The organism is Andreprevotia lacus DSM 23236, from assembly GCF_900176275.1.
GTDB classification, from domain to species: Bacteria; Pseudomonadota; Gammaproteobacteria; order Burkholderiales; family Chitinibacteraceae; genus Andreprevotia; species Andreprevotia lacus.
Genome location: NZ_FWXD01000001.1, coordinates 204,857 through 221,365, shown reverse-complemented (window position 1 = coordinate 221,365; position 16,509 = coordinate 204,857). Strand labels below are relative to the sequence as shown.

Genomic DNA, 16,509 nt, shown 5'->3' with positions numbered 1-16,509 from the left:
GCCAGACAAAACCTGCACAACCCAGGGCGAAACAATGACCCATTGATCGCTCTCTCTGTAGCTGATTTTTCGCCGCCGAAACCAGACCCCAGCCATGGGCAGTGTCCGAACAGCGCTGCGGGCACGCGACTTGGACAAATTTGAGCTTGCCAATTTTTGCCAACACTCCTACGCTTGAACCATGAGTACGATGAACATATCCCTCCCCGATGCCCTGAAATCCTTTGTGGATGAACAGGTCAGCCAGCGTGGTTACGGTACGAGCAGCGAGTACGTGCGCGAATTGATCCGCAAGGATCAGGATCGCCTGCAGCTGCGCAATCTGCTATTGACCGGCGCCGCATCAAATCCGGCGCAACCAGCCGATACCAGCTACTTCGCAAGCCTGCGAGATCGGGTACGCAAGGCCGCCAAACCTGCTAGCAAGGCGTGAAGCACAAGCCACTTATCCCGCGTGAGCAGGCCAACCGGGATGTAGATGATGCTATCGCCTACTACCAGAACGAAGCGACTGAAGCCGTGGCGCTTGGTTTCATTGATTCGCTGGAGCAAGCCTACACCCACCTTGGCCAGCACCCGGCCGCCGGCTCACCCCGCCATGCTCATGAACTCAATCTGCCCGGTCTGCGCACTTGGCCGCTAAAGCGTTATCCATACGTCGTGTTCTACATCGAACGTCCCGATCACATTGACATCTGGCGCGTGCTGCATGGCCAGCGTGATATTCCAGCCTGGATGCAGGAGCCTGAGGGCCTGTAATAATCTGAAGCTTTGGGGCAGCCTGCACGGCCAAGCGTGGTGCAACACCACAACAAGACTGTGCAACCAGGCCCGCAGTGGAAGAGGCAAGTACAGCACCAATGGCAAGGAACCGGCTATGGGGCATAGATTGACCACAGCCTTAAACTGGCCGCCCCAAACTTGCCCTACCCCGTTCATGCTGATCGTATTCGTGTTGCTCTGGGACCTGCTGAAACGGCTGACAACACGTACTGCAGCACCCCGCTTTTATGGCCGGCGTATCGCCCCGGCCAAATGCCCCGCGCACTACCGCCGCAAACCGGCCTGGGTGAAGCGTGAGCTGATCTGCATTCAGGCGCGTACGGGATAAGAACCCGTCTGCGATCTCGGCGAGAGGCGGCTCAGCGGGGTGAAGAGCAGCGCAAAAACCGGAATGTACTTGTAGTACATGAGGACTTTGAGCAGCACATGAGCCCCGATCAGTCCCTCGTAGCCAGATCGAAGACAGGTTCGGGGTGGGCGACAGGTGATGCATGTCTTCAATCGACTATATGCAGCACGCCGGGGTATGACGGTGGGGCGGACTTTTGTGGCGGAGACGTTGCGAATGCACCGCTACGAGATTGCCCAGCTACGCCGGCAGTGGAAGCGGCAAGTGCCGGCGCCGATGGTGAAGAACCGGGTGTGGGGGATGGATTTGACCGGCAAGATGGACGCTGCGGGCAACGTGCATTCGATTCTTGGCATCATCGATCATGGTTCGCGGTTGGCGATTGCTTTGCAGGCCATGCCAAATAAATCATCGTGCTTGCTGTTGAAAGTGCTGATTGCTGCCATCGAGCAATTCGGTACGCCGCAAGCCATTCGCACGGATGACGAAGCCGTCTTCAATTCAACGCTATTCAAGGCAGGGTTGAAATTACTCGGCATTCGCCATCAAACCAGCGATCTGGGCTGCCCATGGCAAAACGGGCGGATTGAACGATTGTTTGGCGCGCTCAAGCAAAAGCTGGATCAGCTCACCGTGCCGGATGGCAATATGCTCAATCAAGCACTGCAACAGTTCAGCCACTGGTACAACGACATTCAGCCACACCAGCACCTGAACGGCTGGACGCCGCGCGAGGCATGGCTAGGGGTTGATCCATACCGGCAAACCCCTAAGACGGCGAAAGTCTACGAGGCGTGGGAGGGGTTGCTGACCGGGTTTTATTTGCGCAGGTAGCCCAATCGCAATCCAGCATCAACACATCAGGGCAGTGCCAAGCGCACTGTCCGCGATTCCGCCTGCTCGCCTGATCAAAATTGATCAAATTTTAGGCAGAACAGCCTTTCAGCCCCGATAAAGCGGCACCCGATTGGCAGTCGAAAAGCCGTTTTAAGCATGTATTGGCGCAAAAATTAGCCTTGGAAAAGGTCGAAGCTGCTTTGCGGACATGCGGTCAGGGCACTTGAAAAAGGTCGAAACTGCTTTGCGGGCACACGGTCAGGGAAAGTCCATCAGGACCAAATTATCGCCACCAAACATCCAAAATTTTAATCTTTTCAGCACATGTGTTAACTAAATCAGCTTGAGCAATTGGAATAGCGCCCCAGCTTCCACTTTTAATTTCACTAACACTTACTTGCCTCATCAGCTCAGAGAATGTAGGTGCACGATACACCCCTACGCTCCCCCAAATACTGCATTCCATCTCCCCATCTAATGTCTTTTCATCCGAATGTAGCAATATAGGATTATCCCCAGCCAATCCTACCAAAATAGCCTTATCTAGATATCGAGTCCGTACAGCCACACCATCTTGGTCAACCCCATAAATGTAATATCTCTCATCGGCTGTCTCAATAGCAGGATGCGAAATAACACACTTCAACTCAGGGCGTAAATCCGAGAAAAAACCCACCTGCTCTGGAGAGAAAAAACCATAAAATTCGTCACCCCACTCAAACTCACTTTCTCGTAAAAACGATGGACGAAAAGCCAACAAAAAGTCTTTATACGAACTAGGGAGACCCAGCCCCAAACGAAGCTCCAAACCATGAATACCATCAGATACTCTATTAAGACTTGCCCCACCCTCATCAAAATTTCCATGCAAAATCAATGAAACATTATATCTAGACGGAGCATATGAATTTTTCCAGCACGCAATAAACTCCTCCCAGTCTTTCACACCAGAAGAATAGCCAGATTTTAAAGTAGAAAATTTTCTAATTTCCTGCATTTAACACCCTACCCAATAAAAATTCATTTTGGCAAGTCATTATAACTCCATTAGCGCTTACACAACCCGCCCGTTGGCAAACCTATAATAGTGGTCACTTTGTATTTTTTCCCAGGATTATTAGCAGGGACAGAGCAGTCACTATACCACCATCTTAAATAAGAACCGGCACTACGATTTTCAAAAGATGGGACCGTACGAAGAGATATCCCCCCTTCACCAATTTGACCAGTTATCCCTTTCGTCCACCCTTCCAAGGAGGCATTAAACGGATACTCATCACAATCCCCAGCATATTTTTGGCAAGGTTTATCCAAACCACCGATATATGGCCTAATCCAAGGACGATCTTCTGGAGCTGGATCCCTACGGGAAAGCCAACTTGGCGATTGATTCGACGAAATCGCATATGCGACATGGGCTGCTACATCTTTATGATTGTAGCCCACATTAAAAACATACCAATCAGATTTGCACAAATTCTTTCCTGCTCGTGTAGCTTCAATGCAATCCTTTAGCCTTGTTTGAACCGCTTGATCAACAGCTGTAAATCCCACAGATGTCAACAAAACAACCATCTCCAATTTGGCAAAGGTTTGCGCAACCACCATCTGATAATTAAGCTGTGCAGCACGTAACTCTTCATTAGTTCCCATGGTCGTCATTATGCCGGGGAGCCCTCCGGCGTCAAAACCACTAGGATCTACAAAGTTTACTGAGTTTGCATTTCCATAATTATATTTATTTAACGTAATCGGTAATCGTTCATGCCCATCAAATGAGTCTTGACTTAAAAAACGTCCGACATCCGCATCGTACCAACGCGCCCGGTTGTACTGGAGCCCTGTATCTTGATCCCGATACTCGCCGGTATATAGGTAGCCACTGCTTTGCGTTGCCAGTGTCTGCGGTTCACCAAAGGCACTGTACTCGTACTCTGCCGTGACGCTGCCGCTGGCATCGGTCAGTTGCTGCGTGCTGCCCAACCCATCCGCTTCATAGTAGCTGCTCTGCCCTGCCTTGCTTTGTTGCAGGAGCTGATCACCATACACATAGTTGGTGCTCTGGCCGTTGCAGGTTTCCTGAACCGCCTGCGCATAGGCAAACAACTCATCAATCAGGTAACTGGTGGTCTTGCCATCCTTATCCGTTTTCGAAACCCGATTGCCATTGTCATCGTACTGGTAGGCAGCAATCGTGGTCAGGTGCTGTGCATCTTTGCCCTGCTGGACTTGGGTGAGCCGGTTTCTTGCATCCCAGCCATATTTGGTCACACTGCCCAGCGCGGTCTTTTGTAGCAGGTTGCCGTTGTTGTCCCAGCTGTAGGTGGTAACGCTGGTACCGTTGGTGGTGATCGTTTTCAGGCGGTCACGTTCATCGTAGTCGTACGCTTTGCTGGTGGTGCCCCCGGTGGTGGTCAGCGTTTGCGTCTTACGGTTGCCAACGGCGTCGTAGGTGTAGTCGGTGGTGCGATTGCGGCTTGGGGTGCGCAGGTCGCTGACTTTTTCCTGGGTCAGGCGGTTCAGGCTGTCGTACTGGTAACCGATGCTGCGCGCCGGGTTGGCCAGCTTGCCGTCGTTGCCGAGTGTGCTTTGCTGGTCATAGTCGTTGCGGCCGAGGCGTTTGCCGTCAACGTCCAGTTGATAGGTGGTGCCGCCCAGCACTGTAGTGCCCTTCTGGTGCACGATCTGGGTGAGGCGGCCGTTCACGTCCCGCATGTAAACGGTCTTGGTGCCGTTGGGGCGGGTGATACTGCTCAGCAGGCCGTTGTTGTCCCAGCCTTGCGTGGTGGTGCTGCCATCCGGTGCGGTGATGCTGGTTAATTTGCCGTTGGCATCATAGCTGTAGCGCACGGTGCCGGCTGCGGTGCTGCGCGTGGCGATCTGACCAGCGTTGTCGTAGCTCCAGCTCAGCGTGCTGCCGTCCGGGTTGCTTTGCTGGGTGGGGCGGTCGCTGGCGTCGTACTGCCAGCGGGTTTCGCCCCGCGCATCTTTCACGCTGGCCAGTTGGCCGCTGGCGGTGTAGCTGTAGAAGCTGGCTTTGTTATCCCCATCCAGCCGGCTGGCAATGCGGTCGGCGTTGTCATAGGTCCAGGTGGTGGTTTTGCCGTTGAAGTCGGTATGGGTGATCTGACGGCCGAGGTTGTCGTACTCCCAGCTTTCAAACTGGCCATCCGGCAGGGTGCGGCGCTTGAGCTGGCCGGCGGCGTCGTAGCCCCAGGTGGTGGTGTGTTGCCGGGCATCGGTCTGGCTGGTCTTGCGGCCGAGTTCGTCGTAGCCGTACTGGGTGAGCAGCTGGCCGCTGGCGTCGGTTTGCGTGACCTGGTTCAGGTGCAGTGCAGCGTCGTAGCCGTAGTTGGTGACGTTGCCCTTGGCGTCGGTGTCGCTGTTCTTCAAGCTATCCGGGCGCCAATCAGTCTTGCTGAAGGATTGATCCGGGTAGATGGTTTTGATCAGTTGGTCGGCGTCGTTGTACTCGTAGGTGGTGATGCGGCCGTCCGGGTCTTTGCTGGTCTTGCGGCGGCCCACGGCATCGTAGGTGGTCTCGAAGCGGCGGCCGAGCGGGTCGATCAGCGCAGTCTGGTTACCAGCCGGGTCATACTCGTAGGTCGTGGCCTTGCCGTTGCGGTCAACCGTGTCGCTCAGACGACCGGCCGCGTCGTAGTGCTGTTGTTCGGTACTGCCGTCCGGGTAGGTGGTGGTGCTCAAACGGTTGAGCGCGTCATAGTCCATCCGCGTTACACGACCGGCACGGTCGGTCCTGCTGATCACGTTACCAAGCACGTCATAGCTTTGCAGATCGCTCGTGCCGTCCGGGTAAGTGGTCTTGGTCAGACGAGCAAGGGCATCGTACTCATAGCGCTTTATACGGCCCGCCGGATCGGTTTCCTGTACCACCTTGTTCGCGCTGTTATAGCTATACGAGGTGCTACGGTTGAGCGGATCAGTGCTTTTAATGATGCGACCAGCATCATCGAGATCGGTCGTGCTGTTGGCCAACACGGTTGTGCCGTCCTTGGCATAAGTACGGCGACCAGTTTCCTTGCCGTTAGTATCAAGTGTGATTTCGGTCTTGATGCTGGCTGCATCATATTCGGCCGTTTTTTGGCCGAGGCCATTGTAGTCATAGCGCAAGGTTTGGCCAGGCAAGCCCAAACTGCGCAAGCTGCCATCGGCGCCGTAGCCCAAAGTGGCTACGCGTCCATCAGACTTAGTAACGATAACTGGTACCCCAGCAAACCACTTGGTCGTGCTCTTGCGCCCCAGCGGATCGGTACTCTCCTTGATATTCCCCTTCTCATCCGGCACGTATTGGGTAACGTACCCGTTCGCATCCGTGTACTTCGTCACCGCACGGGTGATGGGGTCGTAGTCCTTCCTGGTGATGTGCCCCAGCGGGTCCGTCACCGTCGCTTCATTGCCCAGCGCGTCGTAGGTGTAGAGGGTGGTGTATCCCAGCGCATCGGTCTTGCTGGTGACGTTGCCGTTGGCGTCGTACACATAGGTGGTGGTGTAGCCACGGCGATCAGTGATGACTTCTTTCTGGTTGGCGTCGTCGTGCGTGGCTTCGGTGCGCTGGCCGTTGGCGTCGATGGTGGCAATCAGCCGGCCGTTGTCGTCGTATTCGTAGCGTACGGCGCGGATGCCGCGCGGGTCGGTGTAGTCGACCAGGCCGTGGCTGCGGTTGTAGCTGAGTTTGGTGATCTGCTTGAGCTGATCAGTCACGCTGGTGAGATCACCGCTGGCGTTGTAGCCGTAGGTGATGCGTTTACCGGCCGGGTCGGTGATGGCGCTGATGCGGCCCTGGCTGTCGCGGTCGAAGGCGATCTTGAGGCCGGTGCTGTGGATCAGGCCATTGGTGGTGTAGTCCAGCGTGTTGCCGTAGGGGTCGGTCACCCGCATGATGCCGACGCCGCTGCGCAGGGTGTAGATCAGGCCGTCTTGGGTGGTGAGCTTGAAGTCGCTGGGGTTCCACGGCAGGTTGGGGTTTTCGCTGTCCATATCGGTCAGCTGGTTGCCTTGGGCCAGCACGTTGCCGGTGATCACTTCCAGTTGCGTGGTGGTGCCGGGCAGCGGGGTAAGCACGATCTTGACCGGCGGCGGTTGGACCAGGCCGCAGGGTTGTTCGAGTTTGGCATCGAAGCGCTGCAGCGGCAGGCCGGGGATGCTGACGCTGATGCGGTGCGGGCCGTCCTGGTTGGCGCAGATTTGCAGGCTGCCGGTGGCCTTGCTCAGCGTCCAGCCTTTGCCGAGTACGACATTGCTGCGCACTTGCATGTTCTGGTAGTCGACGCTCCAGCCGTAGCCGAAGTCGAGCGCTTCGCTCTTGCGGCGGGTGTCGTAGCTGCGGGTGACGCGCACCGGGATGCCGAGGGCGTCGATGTCGAGGTCGACGAAGGAGAGCGAGAACTGGCCGATCTTGACGTCACCGGCGATTTCCACCGAGATGACCTGGCTGGTTTGCTGGCCGTTGACGTCGTAGCCGATCACGCCGAGTTTGTACCAGCCGTTGGGCAGGCCGGTCGGGTCGAGCGTGCCGAGCTTGCCGTTGCTGACCGGGCTGTAGCCACGGCCGATTTCACGCCAGGCGCTGTCCGGGGCGTCGCTGGGTTTGAGCAGGATCTGGTAATAAGCCAGGGCGCTATCGGTGACGGTGCCGGTGCCGGTGATGGCAGTCGGGACGGTAATCAGGCTGCTTTCGGTCGGGCTGGCAATGTTGACCACCGGGGCGGCGATGCCGGCCGGGTCACGCACGCTGATGACGCTGGTTTTGCTGATGGTGTCCTGGCCGTCTTTGGCGGTGGCGACAACAATATACGCGCCCGAGGCCGGGGCTTGCCATTGCAGTTGGCCCTTGCTGTCCAGCGTGACCGGCGCACCGTTGATGGTGAGGGTGAGCTGGGCATTGCCGCTGCCGCCAGTGGTGCTGGCGGTGATGAGGGTTTGCTCGCCCACGTTGAGGATGGACGGTGCAAAGCCAAGGCCGACGTCGAGCGGCAGGGCGTCGGCGCCGATGGTGAGGGTGTAGGCTTGCTCGGCATAGGTCTTGCCGTCGTCGACGCGCAGGATAACCGGGTAGCTGCCGACCACGGTTTTGTCCCAGGCCAGCAGGCCGGCGGCCGAGAGGGCCATGCCACCCGGGGCGTTGATCAGACGGTAGCTGAGGGTATCGCCGTCGGCATCGCTGGCCACCACTTGATAGCGGTAGCTGCGGCCGCCCTGGCCGGCAATGACCGGCTGGCTCTGGATGAGCGGGGCGTGGTTGGCGCCGGCGGTGCCGGTGTCGCCACTGCCGGCGGTGAGTTGGCCGGCCAGTTGCAGGGCGAGCCAGTCGCAGGGGGTGCTGCCGGCTTGTTGTGACAGGCCGGACAGAAACAGGCCGCCGGTAACTTCTGCCTTGGCGGGGTGCACGTTCCAGCGGGTGCCGTCCTGATCCGGCAGCAGACCGGCCAGGTGGGCTTGCAGCGCAGCAGCCTTGTCGAGTCTGGCTTTGAGCAGCGGCGCTACGGCGTTGTCACGGCCCCAGGCGAGCCAGCTCAGCCCGCCGCTGGCAGCAAAGAAGGATTGGTTGCTGGTGGCGGCGAGGGTGTAGTTGCTGGTGAGGGTGAGCGGGTCTTCGCTGACGTAGGCGTTGTCTTTCCAGAGTGTGTCACCGGCGAGGGTTTCGGTGCTGAGCACGCGGCGGCCTTGTTGCACGGCGGCGACGATGTCGGCCTGGCTGGCGCTGTCGAGCGCGAGGCTACTCAGGCCGGCGATATTGCTACTGGTGTACAGGTGGGCGTTCTGGCTGGCATTGGCCAGCGCAAACAGGCCGGGCACCGAAACGGCGCTGTAGGCTTGATCGGGGGTGCCGAGCACTTGCGACAGCACGCGCGTGGTGAGCGCGCTGTGGCTGAGCCAGCTCTGGCGCAGGAAGTCATTGGCGGCCGTGCCTTGCAGGCTGGTGGTTTGCAGCGACTGGATGGGCAGATCAATGCCGATGCCGCTGTAGCGCAGCTGCGTGATCACGCCATAGGCGCTGTCGGCCTGGCCTTGCAGCGAAATCAGCGCGAGCGAGGGCAGGCGGTAGGCAACGGTTTGGCCGGCGCGCTGGGTGTAGCGGCCGAGGGCATCGGCATTGGCAAAGTAGAGGCGGCCGATCTGGTGCAGCAGTTCGGCGCTGCCGCTGGCGCGGTCAGTACCCAGGCTGGCGCGGCGTTGGGCCAGCTGGGTGAGGTCGCCCTGCCCCAGTCCCTGACCATCGACGACGACGGCGACGGTTTCGCCGGCGCGCAGGCTGCGGGTTTGTGCCGGTTGGCTGCCGCTGGCGGCGACATCAAGACCGGTGTCGAGCAGCAGGCTGTCACCCAGGGTGAAGGTGCCGCCGCTGGCCATCAGTTGGCCGTCCACGCGCAGTTCGGCTTTGACCTTGATCAGGTAGGCCGGCAGGCTGGCCGGGTAGTCGACCGGGTTGCCGGTGGTGGGCATCAGCGCGGTAATGGCGTCGGCGTCGGCTTGGGTGGCGGGCACGAAGCCGAGGCTGATGCGCTGGCCAGCGTTGCTGGCAAGCGGGGCATCCAGGCGGAACAGCGGCTGGCCGGCGGCGCGGTTGGCGGCGTTGCTGTATAGCGCCAGGTGCAGGTTCCACTTGAGGGTGTCCGGCATGGTGGTGAAGCGGCCGGCTTCGGCCACCGTGGTATACGGCAAGGTGCCATACAGGATGGCCGGCGTGTCGGCGTGGATGCTGCGCTGGCCGAGCAGGTCTTGCACGGTGGCGTCGCTGCCCAGCTGGGCGGCGTAGGCGTTCAGGCGAGTGCCGAAGTCGGCATAGGCGCCCTGCAGTGCAGTGGCACTGAGTTTGCCGGCCAGCTCGGCGGTGCAGGTGGCACCAGCTTGCATGGCATCGAGGACGGCGCGGCCGCTGAAGCCGAACGAGGCCTTGAGGTCTAGCCCGGCTTTGCTGTCGATGGGTTTGAAGCTGGCATCGAGCGGCACCCAGGTATTGGGTTTGCGGTTGACGGCACCACGACTGGGGACGTAGTCCACATAGGCTTGCAGCCAGACGTGTTCCATGCGGATGGCGCTGACTTGCCCGCCGCTCTCTACCGTGCGGTAAGGCACCCCGCCCTGCTGCAGCAGCGTGATGACGGCGCTGCTGCTGTTCACATTAAGCCAGCGCTGGGCCTGGGCGATGGGTACTTCGATGGTGCCGTAGGTGTAGCGGGCGGCAATGCCGGCGGCGCGCAGCAGCGCCAGTTCCAGGGCGGCGGTGTCGGCGGCGTTGCCGCGGCCGGCGCGCAGGGTTTGTGCTGCACCCTGCACGATGCCGTAGCTGGGTACGTAGTCGATCTGGTTGCGTACCCAGTTGTGAATCTGTACCGGGTTGTTGCCCAGTTGGGCGGCCAGTGCCTTGATCTCGGCGGTTTGCGGGGCTTCGTCGGTGGCGGCGGTGTCGGCCACGGTGGGCAAGGCCGGCAGCGCGGGGAAGTCGGGCAAGGTGGTGCCGGCCGGCAGTGCACCGGCCAGCCGCAGCGGTGCAATGCCAAAGCGGCTGAGCTGGCGCTTGAAGGCAGCCGGGCTTTCGGCGGGGGTGCGTTGCGGTTGCGAAGCGCCCCAGTCGCCGGTGCGGCTACTGCCGCTCTGGCCGCGCCACTGGCGCAGTTCGTCGTGCAGCGCCTGCAGGCCGGCACGGCGGCTGGCGTCGTCCTTGCTGGCCTGCAGCGCTTGCAGGCGGGCGGCAAACTGGGCGTGCTGGGCGCGGAACTGCGCGACGGCGGCGCGGTGGCGCTCCAGCAGCTCGGCCGGCAGCTTGCGCTGGGTCAGCAGTTGTTCGGTTGCCGCAAAGGCGGCTTCTTGCCGTTCGGCCGCGCGCTGCAATTGCTGCTGCAATTGATCGATGCGTTGCTGCAACTTGCCCTGCCCCGTGCCGCGCTCGCCAGCCTTGGCAGCTATGGCGTCATCCAGCCGGTTCAGCGTTTCACCGTAGCCGGTCGCTTCGGCGGCGTGGCCGCTCTGGCCCATCATCAACAAACTGGCTGCAACAACACTCGCAATACGACGCATGTTCAGGGTCTACCCATACTGGATCAGTGGAGACAGCAGCCCCTCCCCGGGGCCACCGCCGCACAATCAACTACACAATCAAGGTTGGTACTGCTGCGCCGCTCAGGGGCGTAGCAGCCCGTTGTAATAATCCGGCGCATCCACCAGGTGCAGCGAGGCATTCATATTCAGATTGCCTTCCACTGCCATCAGGCCGTTCAGCATCACCGGCGCGCCACTGTTGAATGCCCAGTTGCCGTTGCTGTCACCGATGCCGTACAGCACACCGTAGAAGGTGGCACCGGCATTGAGCGTGAGCTTGCCGTTGACGATGATGACCACGCCCTGCTGGTTGACGGCGCTGAAGCCGATATTGCCCAGCGGGTAGTTGACCACCGCATCGCCGTCCACCCACACGAAGTGGCCCTTGCCGCCGTTCAGATTGCCGGCCAGTGCTTCGTTGGCAAACTGGCTGCCGTTGATGCGATAGGCCTTCTGCTTGATCTGGTCCTTGGTGTAGCCAAAGTATTCCAGGAAGAAGCGGTCGCCATTGGCGCTGACATTGGCATTGCCCTGCACGATGGCTTGTGCGCCATGCAGCGTGGCCGGCTGGCCTGCCTTGTACGGCGCGCTGCTGATCTGGCCATCCAGGCTGGTGGCGGTGACGACGCCGCCGGCCAGGATGGGCAGCTTGTTCAGCATGCCGCCATACGGCGCATCGATGGCCACCATGGTGCCGTTGAAGCCGCCATCGTCCATCAGGGTCAGCACCGCCTTGTCCATCAGCGCGGGCACACCGCAGCCATTGGCACGGCGCATCAGCTCGTGCAGCAGCTCGTCCAGCGACTGGCGGCTGGCGGTGTAATCCGTGGCCAGCTTGCGCAGTGCCTCGATGCTGCCCAAGGTATCGAGCAGTGCCGGGCAATACTGGCCGGCGCGCGCCTCGCTATCGGCGCGACCCAGATCGGCCTTGGCAGTGCCGAGGTTGGCCACATCGCCGCTGCCGGCGGCTTGTGCCTGCAGACTGCTGCCGGCGTTGAGCAGCAGGGTGTTGAGGTCGGTCACCTGGTACACCAGCGGCAGGTTGCCGTAGCTCACCCAGCTGCCGTTCTGGCCTTGCGTGGACAACGCCGTGTTCAAGGCTTGCTGGCCGATCGGTGCTGCGGCGGTAAAGCCCAGCTGCACGCGCTGTGTTGCGCCCTGCGGCAGCGCCAGACCACGCCAGTCGGCATTGCTGGCGGTGGCCGTTGCGGTCGGGCTGCTATACAGCAGCTGGCTGCCGTTGACCCACATGCTGAGGATATCCAGCGTGACAGCAGCCGCCTGGTTGGCCACGCTGATCTTGGCGGGCACCAGATCGCCCACCGGGTAGGCCAGCGGCAATGCATTCACCAGCGAACCCTGCGCGGTGGCAAAGGCAGCGTTACCGGCCGTGCCGCCTGCAGTGAGGCTGTCGAGCAGGTCATAGGCGAACAGCACGGATTGACCCTTGCCGTAGTTATTGGTGACGATGGCCGGGCGCGTGCCGCTGGTCGGGCAGCCGCTGTTGCTGGCGAGCGTGCCGCCCGGCAGGGTGGCTTGCACCTGGCCGCTGCCGGCAATCAGGCAAGCCGGTTGGCCGCTACTCGCGACGGTGCCAGCCTGGAACAAGCCACTCTTGAGCGTAACGGTCTGGTTGGCCGTGCTGAACACGCCACCGAAGCTGGCGCCAGCCACTGCGGCCAGATCGCTGTTGCCCAGCGCCAGGGCATTGGCATCCAGCACCAGCGTGTTGCCACGGTTCACCATTTCGCGCAGCTCCAGCAAGGTGCTGCTCTTGACGTGGTCGATCTCGCCCAGCAGCCAGTACTGGTTATACAGGCCGCTACGCAGTTGCTGCTGGAAGTCAGCCTCGCTGGCGGTGAGCTGATAGCGCACGTCTTGGGCATTGAGCAGGTTCTGCAGCTGTTGCTTGCGGGTGTTGAAGCAAGGCTGATTGGCCAGCAACGGGCTGTTGCTACCCCACCAGGTGTTGCCGCAGCTGTACCACACCAGCACGCGGTTGCCGTTGTCGAGCTGCGCCTGAGCGTCAAGCTTGATCGCCGGGACCACCACGGTGAACGGCGCTTGCGCCAAGGTGATGTCCTTGCCGCCAAAGGTGGCGCTCAGCACCGCCAGCAGCTTGCTGCCGGCCGGTGCGCTGGCCGTCCAGCTGGCGCTCGGTGCAATGCTCTGGCCGGCCGCCACATTGGCGGTCTGCGCCAAGGTGGCGTACAGCGTACCTGTGGCCGGGTCGATCACGCGCACGGTCAGCGGCAGGTTGCTCAGCGCACTGTTGCCAGCATTGGTGACGCCCAGGCTGAACAGCGCTTGTTCGCCCTGATTGATCTGGCTGGCCACAGTCAGCGTGCCGGTCACACCGCTGCCGGTGCTGGACGACGGCAACACGTTGAAGCTGGTACTTTGCTGTGCCAGCACCGCACCGCCGGCATCCTGCACGGTCAGCGTTGCGGTATAGGTGCCTGCAACGGCATTGCTCAGGCCCACGTTGTAGCCGTAGTCCTGGAACTGGCCGGCCAGCAGCAGCGACAACGGTTGCTGCTGGGTAAAGCGCACGCTGCCGTCCGGGTTGGTCACGACTGTAGTGACGGTCAGGGCGTCAAATTCGCTGTTGGCCGACTGGTTCTGCACGCGCTCGGTCAGCTGCACCACATCGGTAGCGGCATAGCTGGTCTTGTCGGTGCTGATGCGGCCGCCCAGCGCGCCGATCGTGCCGGCATCGGCCACGATGTCGAAGGTGGTGGATGCCTGCTGCGAGATCGCGCCGTTGTTGGTCAGCAACTGGGCGATCAGCTTGTAGGTGCCCGGTTGCGTGCTGCCGGTATTCCACGGCGCCAGCACCGACAGCACCCCGCCCTGCCCGGCCGTGGCCACGCGGATCGGGAATGCGGCAACCGGCTGGCCGGTGGCCGTCTGCAGCAGCAACCGCACGTTGACCGCCTGATCACTGCCACCATGGTTGCTGACCTGCGCCTGCAGGATGGCGCTGGCATTGGCGCCATAAGCTGTTTTGTCGGTCAGCGCACTAATGCCGATGGCCAGATCCGGCGTGCCGGGGTCGTTCTGCGCCTTGCGCAGGCGGATGGTGCCGACATCGGTATCGTTGCCGTTGAGGGCAGCGCCCAGCTCGACGCCCACATAGCCTTCGGCCAGTACCTTGATCTGCACCTGCCCGCTGGCATCGGCCTTGACTGGCTTGACCACGAAGGCACCGCTGGCGTCGGTCAGCAGCGACTGGCCGCCGGTGGCATCGGTAAAGATGATGCCGGCATTGGCAATCGGCAGGCCAGTAGCATCGTCCACCACCGTGCCGCGCGCCTGCGTGGGCGCCGGGTATGGGGCGTTGATGTGGATGTCGATGGGCGTGTTGCCCCACACGAAACCACCGGTCACCATGAAATCAAGCACATCGCCCGCTTTTACATCCAGCGTGACGTTGAAACTGGCATTGAAAGTGCTCTGCGAGACCCTGAAGAGATTCTGGCCATTGTGCTCGATCAGGTAGTCGAGCGCAGCACGGTCACCCGCGCCAAACAGGCCGGTGGCGGTGACATGCAAATCTTCAGGCGCCACCCAGCGCACCGTGGCCGGTTGCGCCTGCGGACCCGGATGGATGCTGGTCCAGCCCGGCGAAATGCCGTAATACATATTGGGCGTGGCGTTTTTCCAGATACTCGGTTCATAGCCGGAGCGCTGGCCAGGCAGGGTAATACCGGTATACCAGGCCGGCCCGGTTTGCGTGACTGCAAACGCGGTATAGAGCCGGAATGGTGATGTCAGATCATCCTTCCAGCCAAACTGCCAAGGGCCGTTCGGGTTGTCAGTCGTGCTGAAATCGCGAATCAGGTTCCAGCGATCATTGTTGAACGGCGGCACCGGCATGATCTGATCAACCGGCCCTGGCGTCGGCAAGGTCACCGGCGTCGGCGTTGCGGTCGGCACCGGGCGGGTAGACGGAATGACCGTCGGCGGCGTGGTCGGCGGCACCACGACCGGCGTCGGGGTTGGCGCGCCGGTCGGCACCACGTATACGGTCATGGCGGGCGAAAACTGTAGCGTGCCACCGGCCGGCAGATCGGCCGAGCCGCTTTCGCCATAGTAGCCGGTCTTGCTGGCGCTGATCGTCACACTACCCACTGGCACATTGCCGAGCTGATAGCTGCCGCTGGCATCAGTAATCGCTACCAAGCCGGCAGCCTGGATCACCACGCCGGACAGCGGCGCCTTGCTGGCCGCATCGGTCACCACTCCGCGTATGGAGCCATTGCCGGCTTGCGATTTGGCCAGCTGAATCACGCCCAGGTCGGTGGTATGGCTGGCTGGCAACGACACGGTGTACTTGATGCCGCTATAGCCATTCAGGCTCAGCGTGATGGTGTAGTTGCCCGTTTGCAGCCCGGTGAACTGGAAGCTGCCGCCGCCATCGCTGTTCATCGACGCCGAGCCGGCGCCGGCCAGCACGGCACTGACGCCGCTGAGCGGTGCGCCGGTTTGCGCGTCAACCAGCTTGCCCTTGATGGCGCTCTGCGTGTTCTGCGCCGGCACCACTTGGGTGAGCTGTAATGCACGCAGCACCAGTGCCGTCACGTAACTGTCTTGCCCCCAGCTGCCTTCGGCGCCCTGGTTTAACGTGAAGAAGGTGGCCAGATTGCTGGCCGTCGGCTCTTGCGGAATGAAATCATGCAGCGCCTGATACACCACGGCGCTGAGATAGGCCGAGCCAGCCCAGCTGCCATCCGTGCCTTGTTGTGCGGTCAGATAGGCGCTGAGCTTGGCAATCGGCGCGGTCGAATCAAAGCGGCTGGCAAAGCGTGCCAGCGCCTGCAAGGCATAGGCGCTGGTGTAGAGATCATCGCGACCGCCCACCTGGAAAGCGCCATTGGCCTGCTGTTGCTGCAACAGGTACTGCACGCTATCGAGTGCACCGGTATCGCCGGTATCCAGCGCCAGCAAGGCCCACGCGGTATCCAGCGGGTTGCTGGTGTAGCCAATGTCACCGCCATAGCCTGCATCGGCATTGCGGCGCTGTGCCAGCAGACTGAGCAAAGGCTTGAGATCTTGCCCGGCTGCGCGCGCTTCAATCGCCTGCCGCGCCAGCAGCTCGGTACTGCTCTGGCTGACGCCGGTTACCGCCGCTTGCAGCCCTGCCGGCGGAGTGGCCAGCACGCGCAGGGTGCCCAATATCTCGGCACGCTGCTGCTGTGCATGCGCAATCGAGCCTGCCTCGTTCTGCAAGCTGCCGTCGCTCTGCACCTGGGCCTGCAGCCAGACCAGCCCCTTTTGCACCGCAGGGGACAGCGTCAGGCCGGCGGCCAAGCCGGACAACAGCAGGAACGTCAGGGCGATGGACCACAGGCCCCAGCGATGGCGTTGTATCGTGCGCATGAAGATTCCGTAAGATTTATTCTGTAATATAACTTACAAATATAATCGAAAAATCTTTCGAATCTTATTTCACAGGATAGAAAATAACAAGCAACGAA

6 protein-coding genes are annotated in these 16,509 nt (G+C 60.9%); 3 read left to right on the top strand and 3 right to left on the bottom strand.

Features of this window, described 5'->3' with window-relative positions; genetic code table 11:
• The first annotated feature begins 190 nt into the window (after positions 1-190).
• From B9A19_RS01165 to B9A19_RS01155, 3 genes are all read left to right on the top strand, one after another.
• Positions 191-433 carry a type II toxin-antitoxin system ParD family antitoxin gene (locus tag B9A19_RS01165; protein WP_217806940.1) on the top strand — a complete coding sequence of 81 codons (243 nt, stop codon included), beginning with the start codon at positions 191-193 and terminating at the stop codon, positions 431-433.
• Positions 430-759, top strand: coding sequence for a type II toxin-antitoxin system RelE/ParE family toxin (locus tag B9A19_RS01160; RefSeq protein ID WP_084088696.1), 330 nt, complete (start codon positions 430-432; stop codon positions 757-759). The genes B9A19_RS01165 and B9A19_RS01160 overlap by 4 nt, the downstream gene beginning before the upstream one ends.
• Positions 760-1,270: 511 nt before the next feature.
• The gene (locus tag B9A19_RS01155) at positions 1,271-1,966 is read left to right on the top strand and encodes an integrase core domain-containing protein (protein ID WP_084088695.1); all 696 of its coding nucleotides are present in this window, start codon (positions 1,271-1,273) and stop codon (positions 1,964-1,966) included.
• A 286-nt stretch (positions 1,967-2,252) separates the two neighbouring features.
• Here the strand turns inward: B9A19_RS01155 and B9A19_RS21910 are convergent, their stop codons facing one another.
• The 3 genes from B9A19_RS21910 to B9A19_RS01140 form a co-directional block, all read right to left on the bottom strand.
• The gene (locus B9A19_RS21910) at positions 2,253-2,966 is read right to left on the bottom strand and encodes an SMI1/KNR4 family protein (RefSeq protein WP_139798578.1); all 714 of its coding nucleotides are present in this window, start codon (positions 2,964-2,966) and stop codon (positions 2,253-2,255) included.
• 50 nt (positions 2,967-3,016) lie between these two features.
• Entirely contained in the window at positions 3,017-11,008 is a 7,992-nt protein-coding gene (locus B9A19_RS01145; protein WP_084088693.1) for an RHS repeat-associated core domain-containing protein, read from the bottom strand.
• Positions 11,009-11,110: 102 nt separating this feature from the next.
• A complete protein-coding gene (locus tag B9A19_RS01140) occupies positions 11,111-16,411 on the bottom strand; it encodes a carboxypeptidase regulatory-like domain-containing protein (protein ID WP_084088692.1) in 5,301 nt (1,766 codons plus the stop codon).
• Positions 16,412-16,509: the final 98 nt, after the last annotated feature.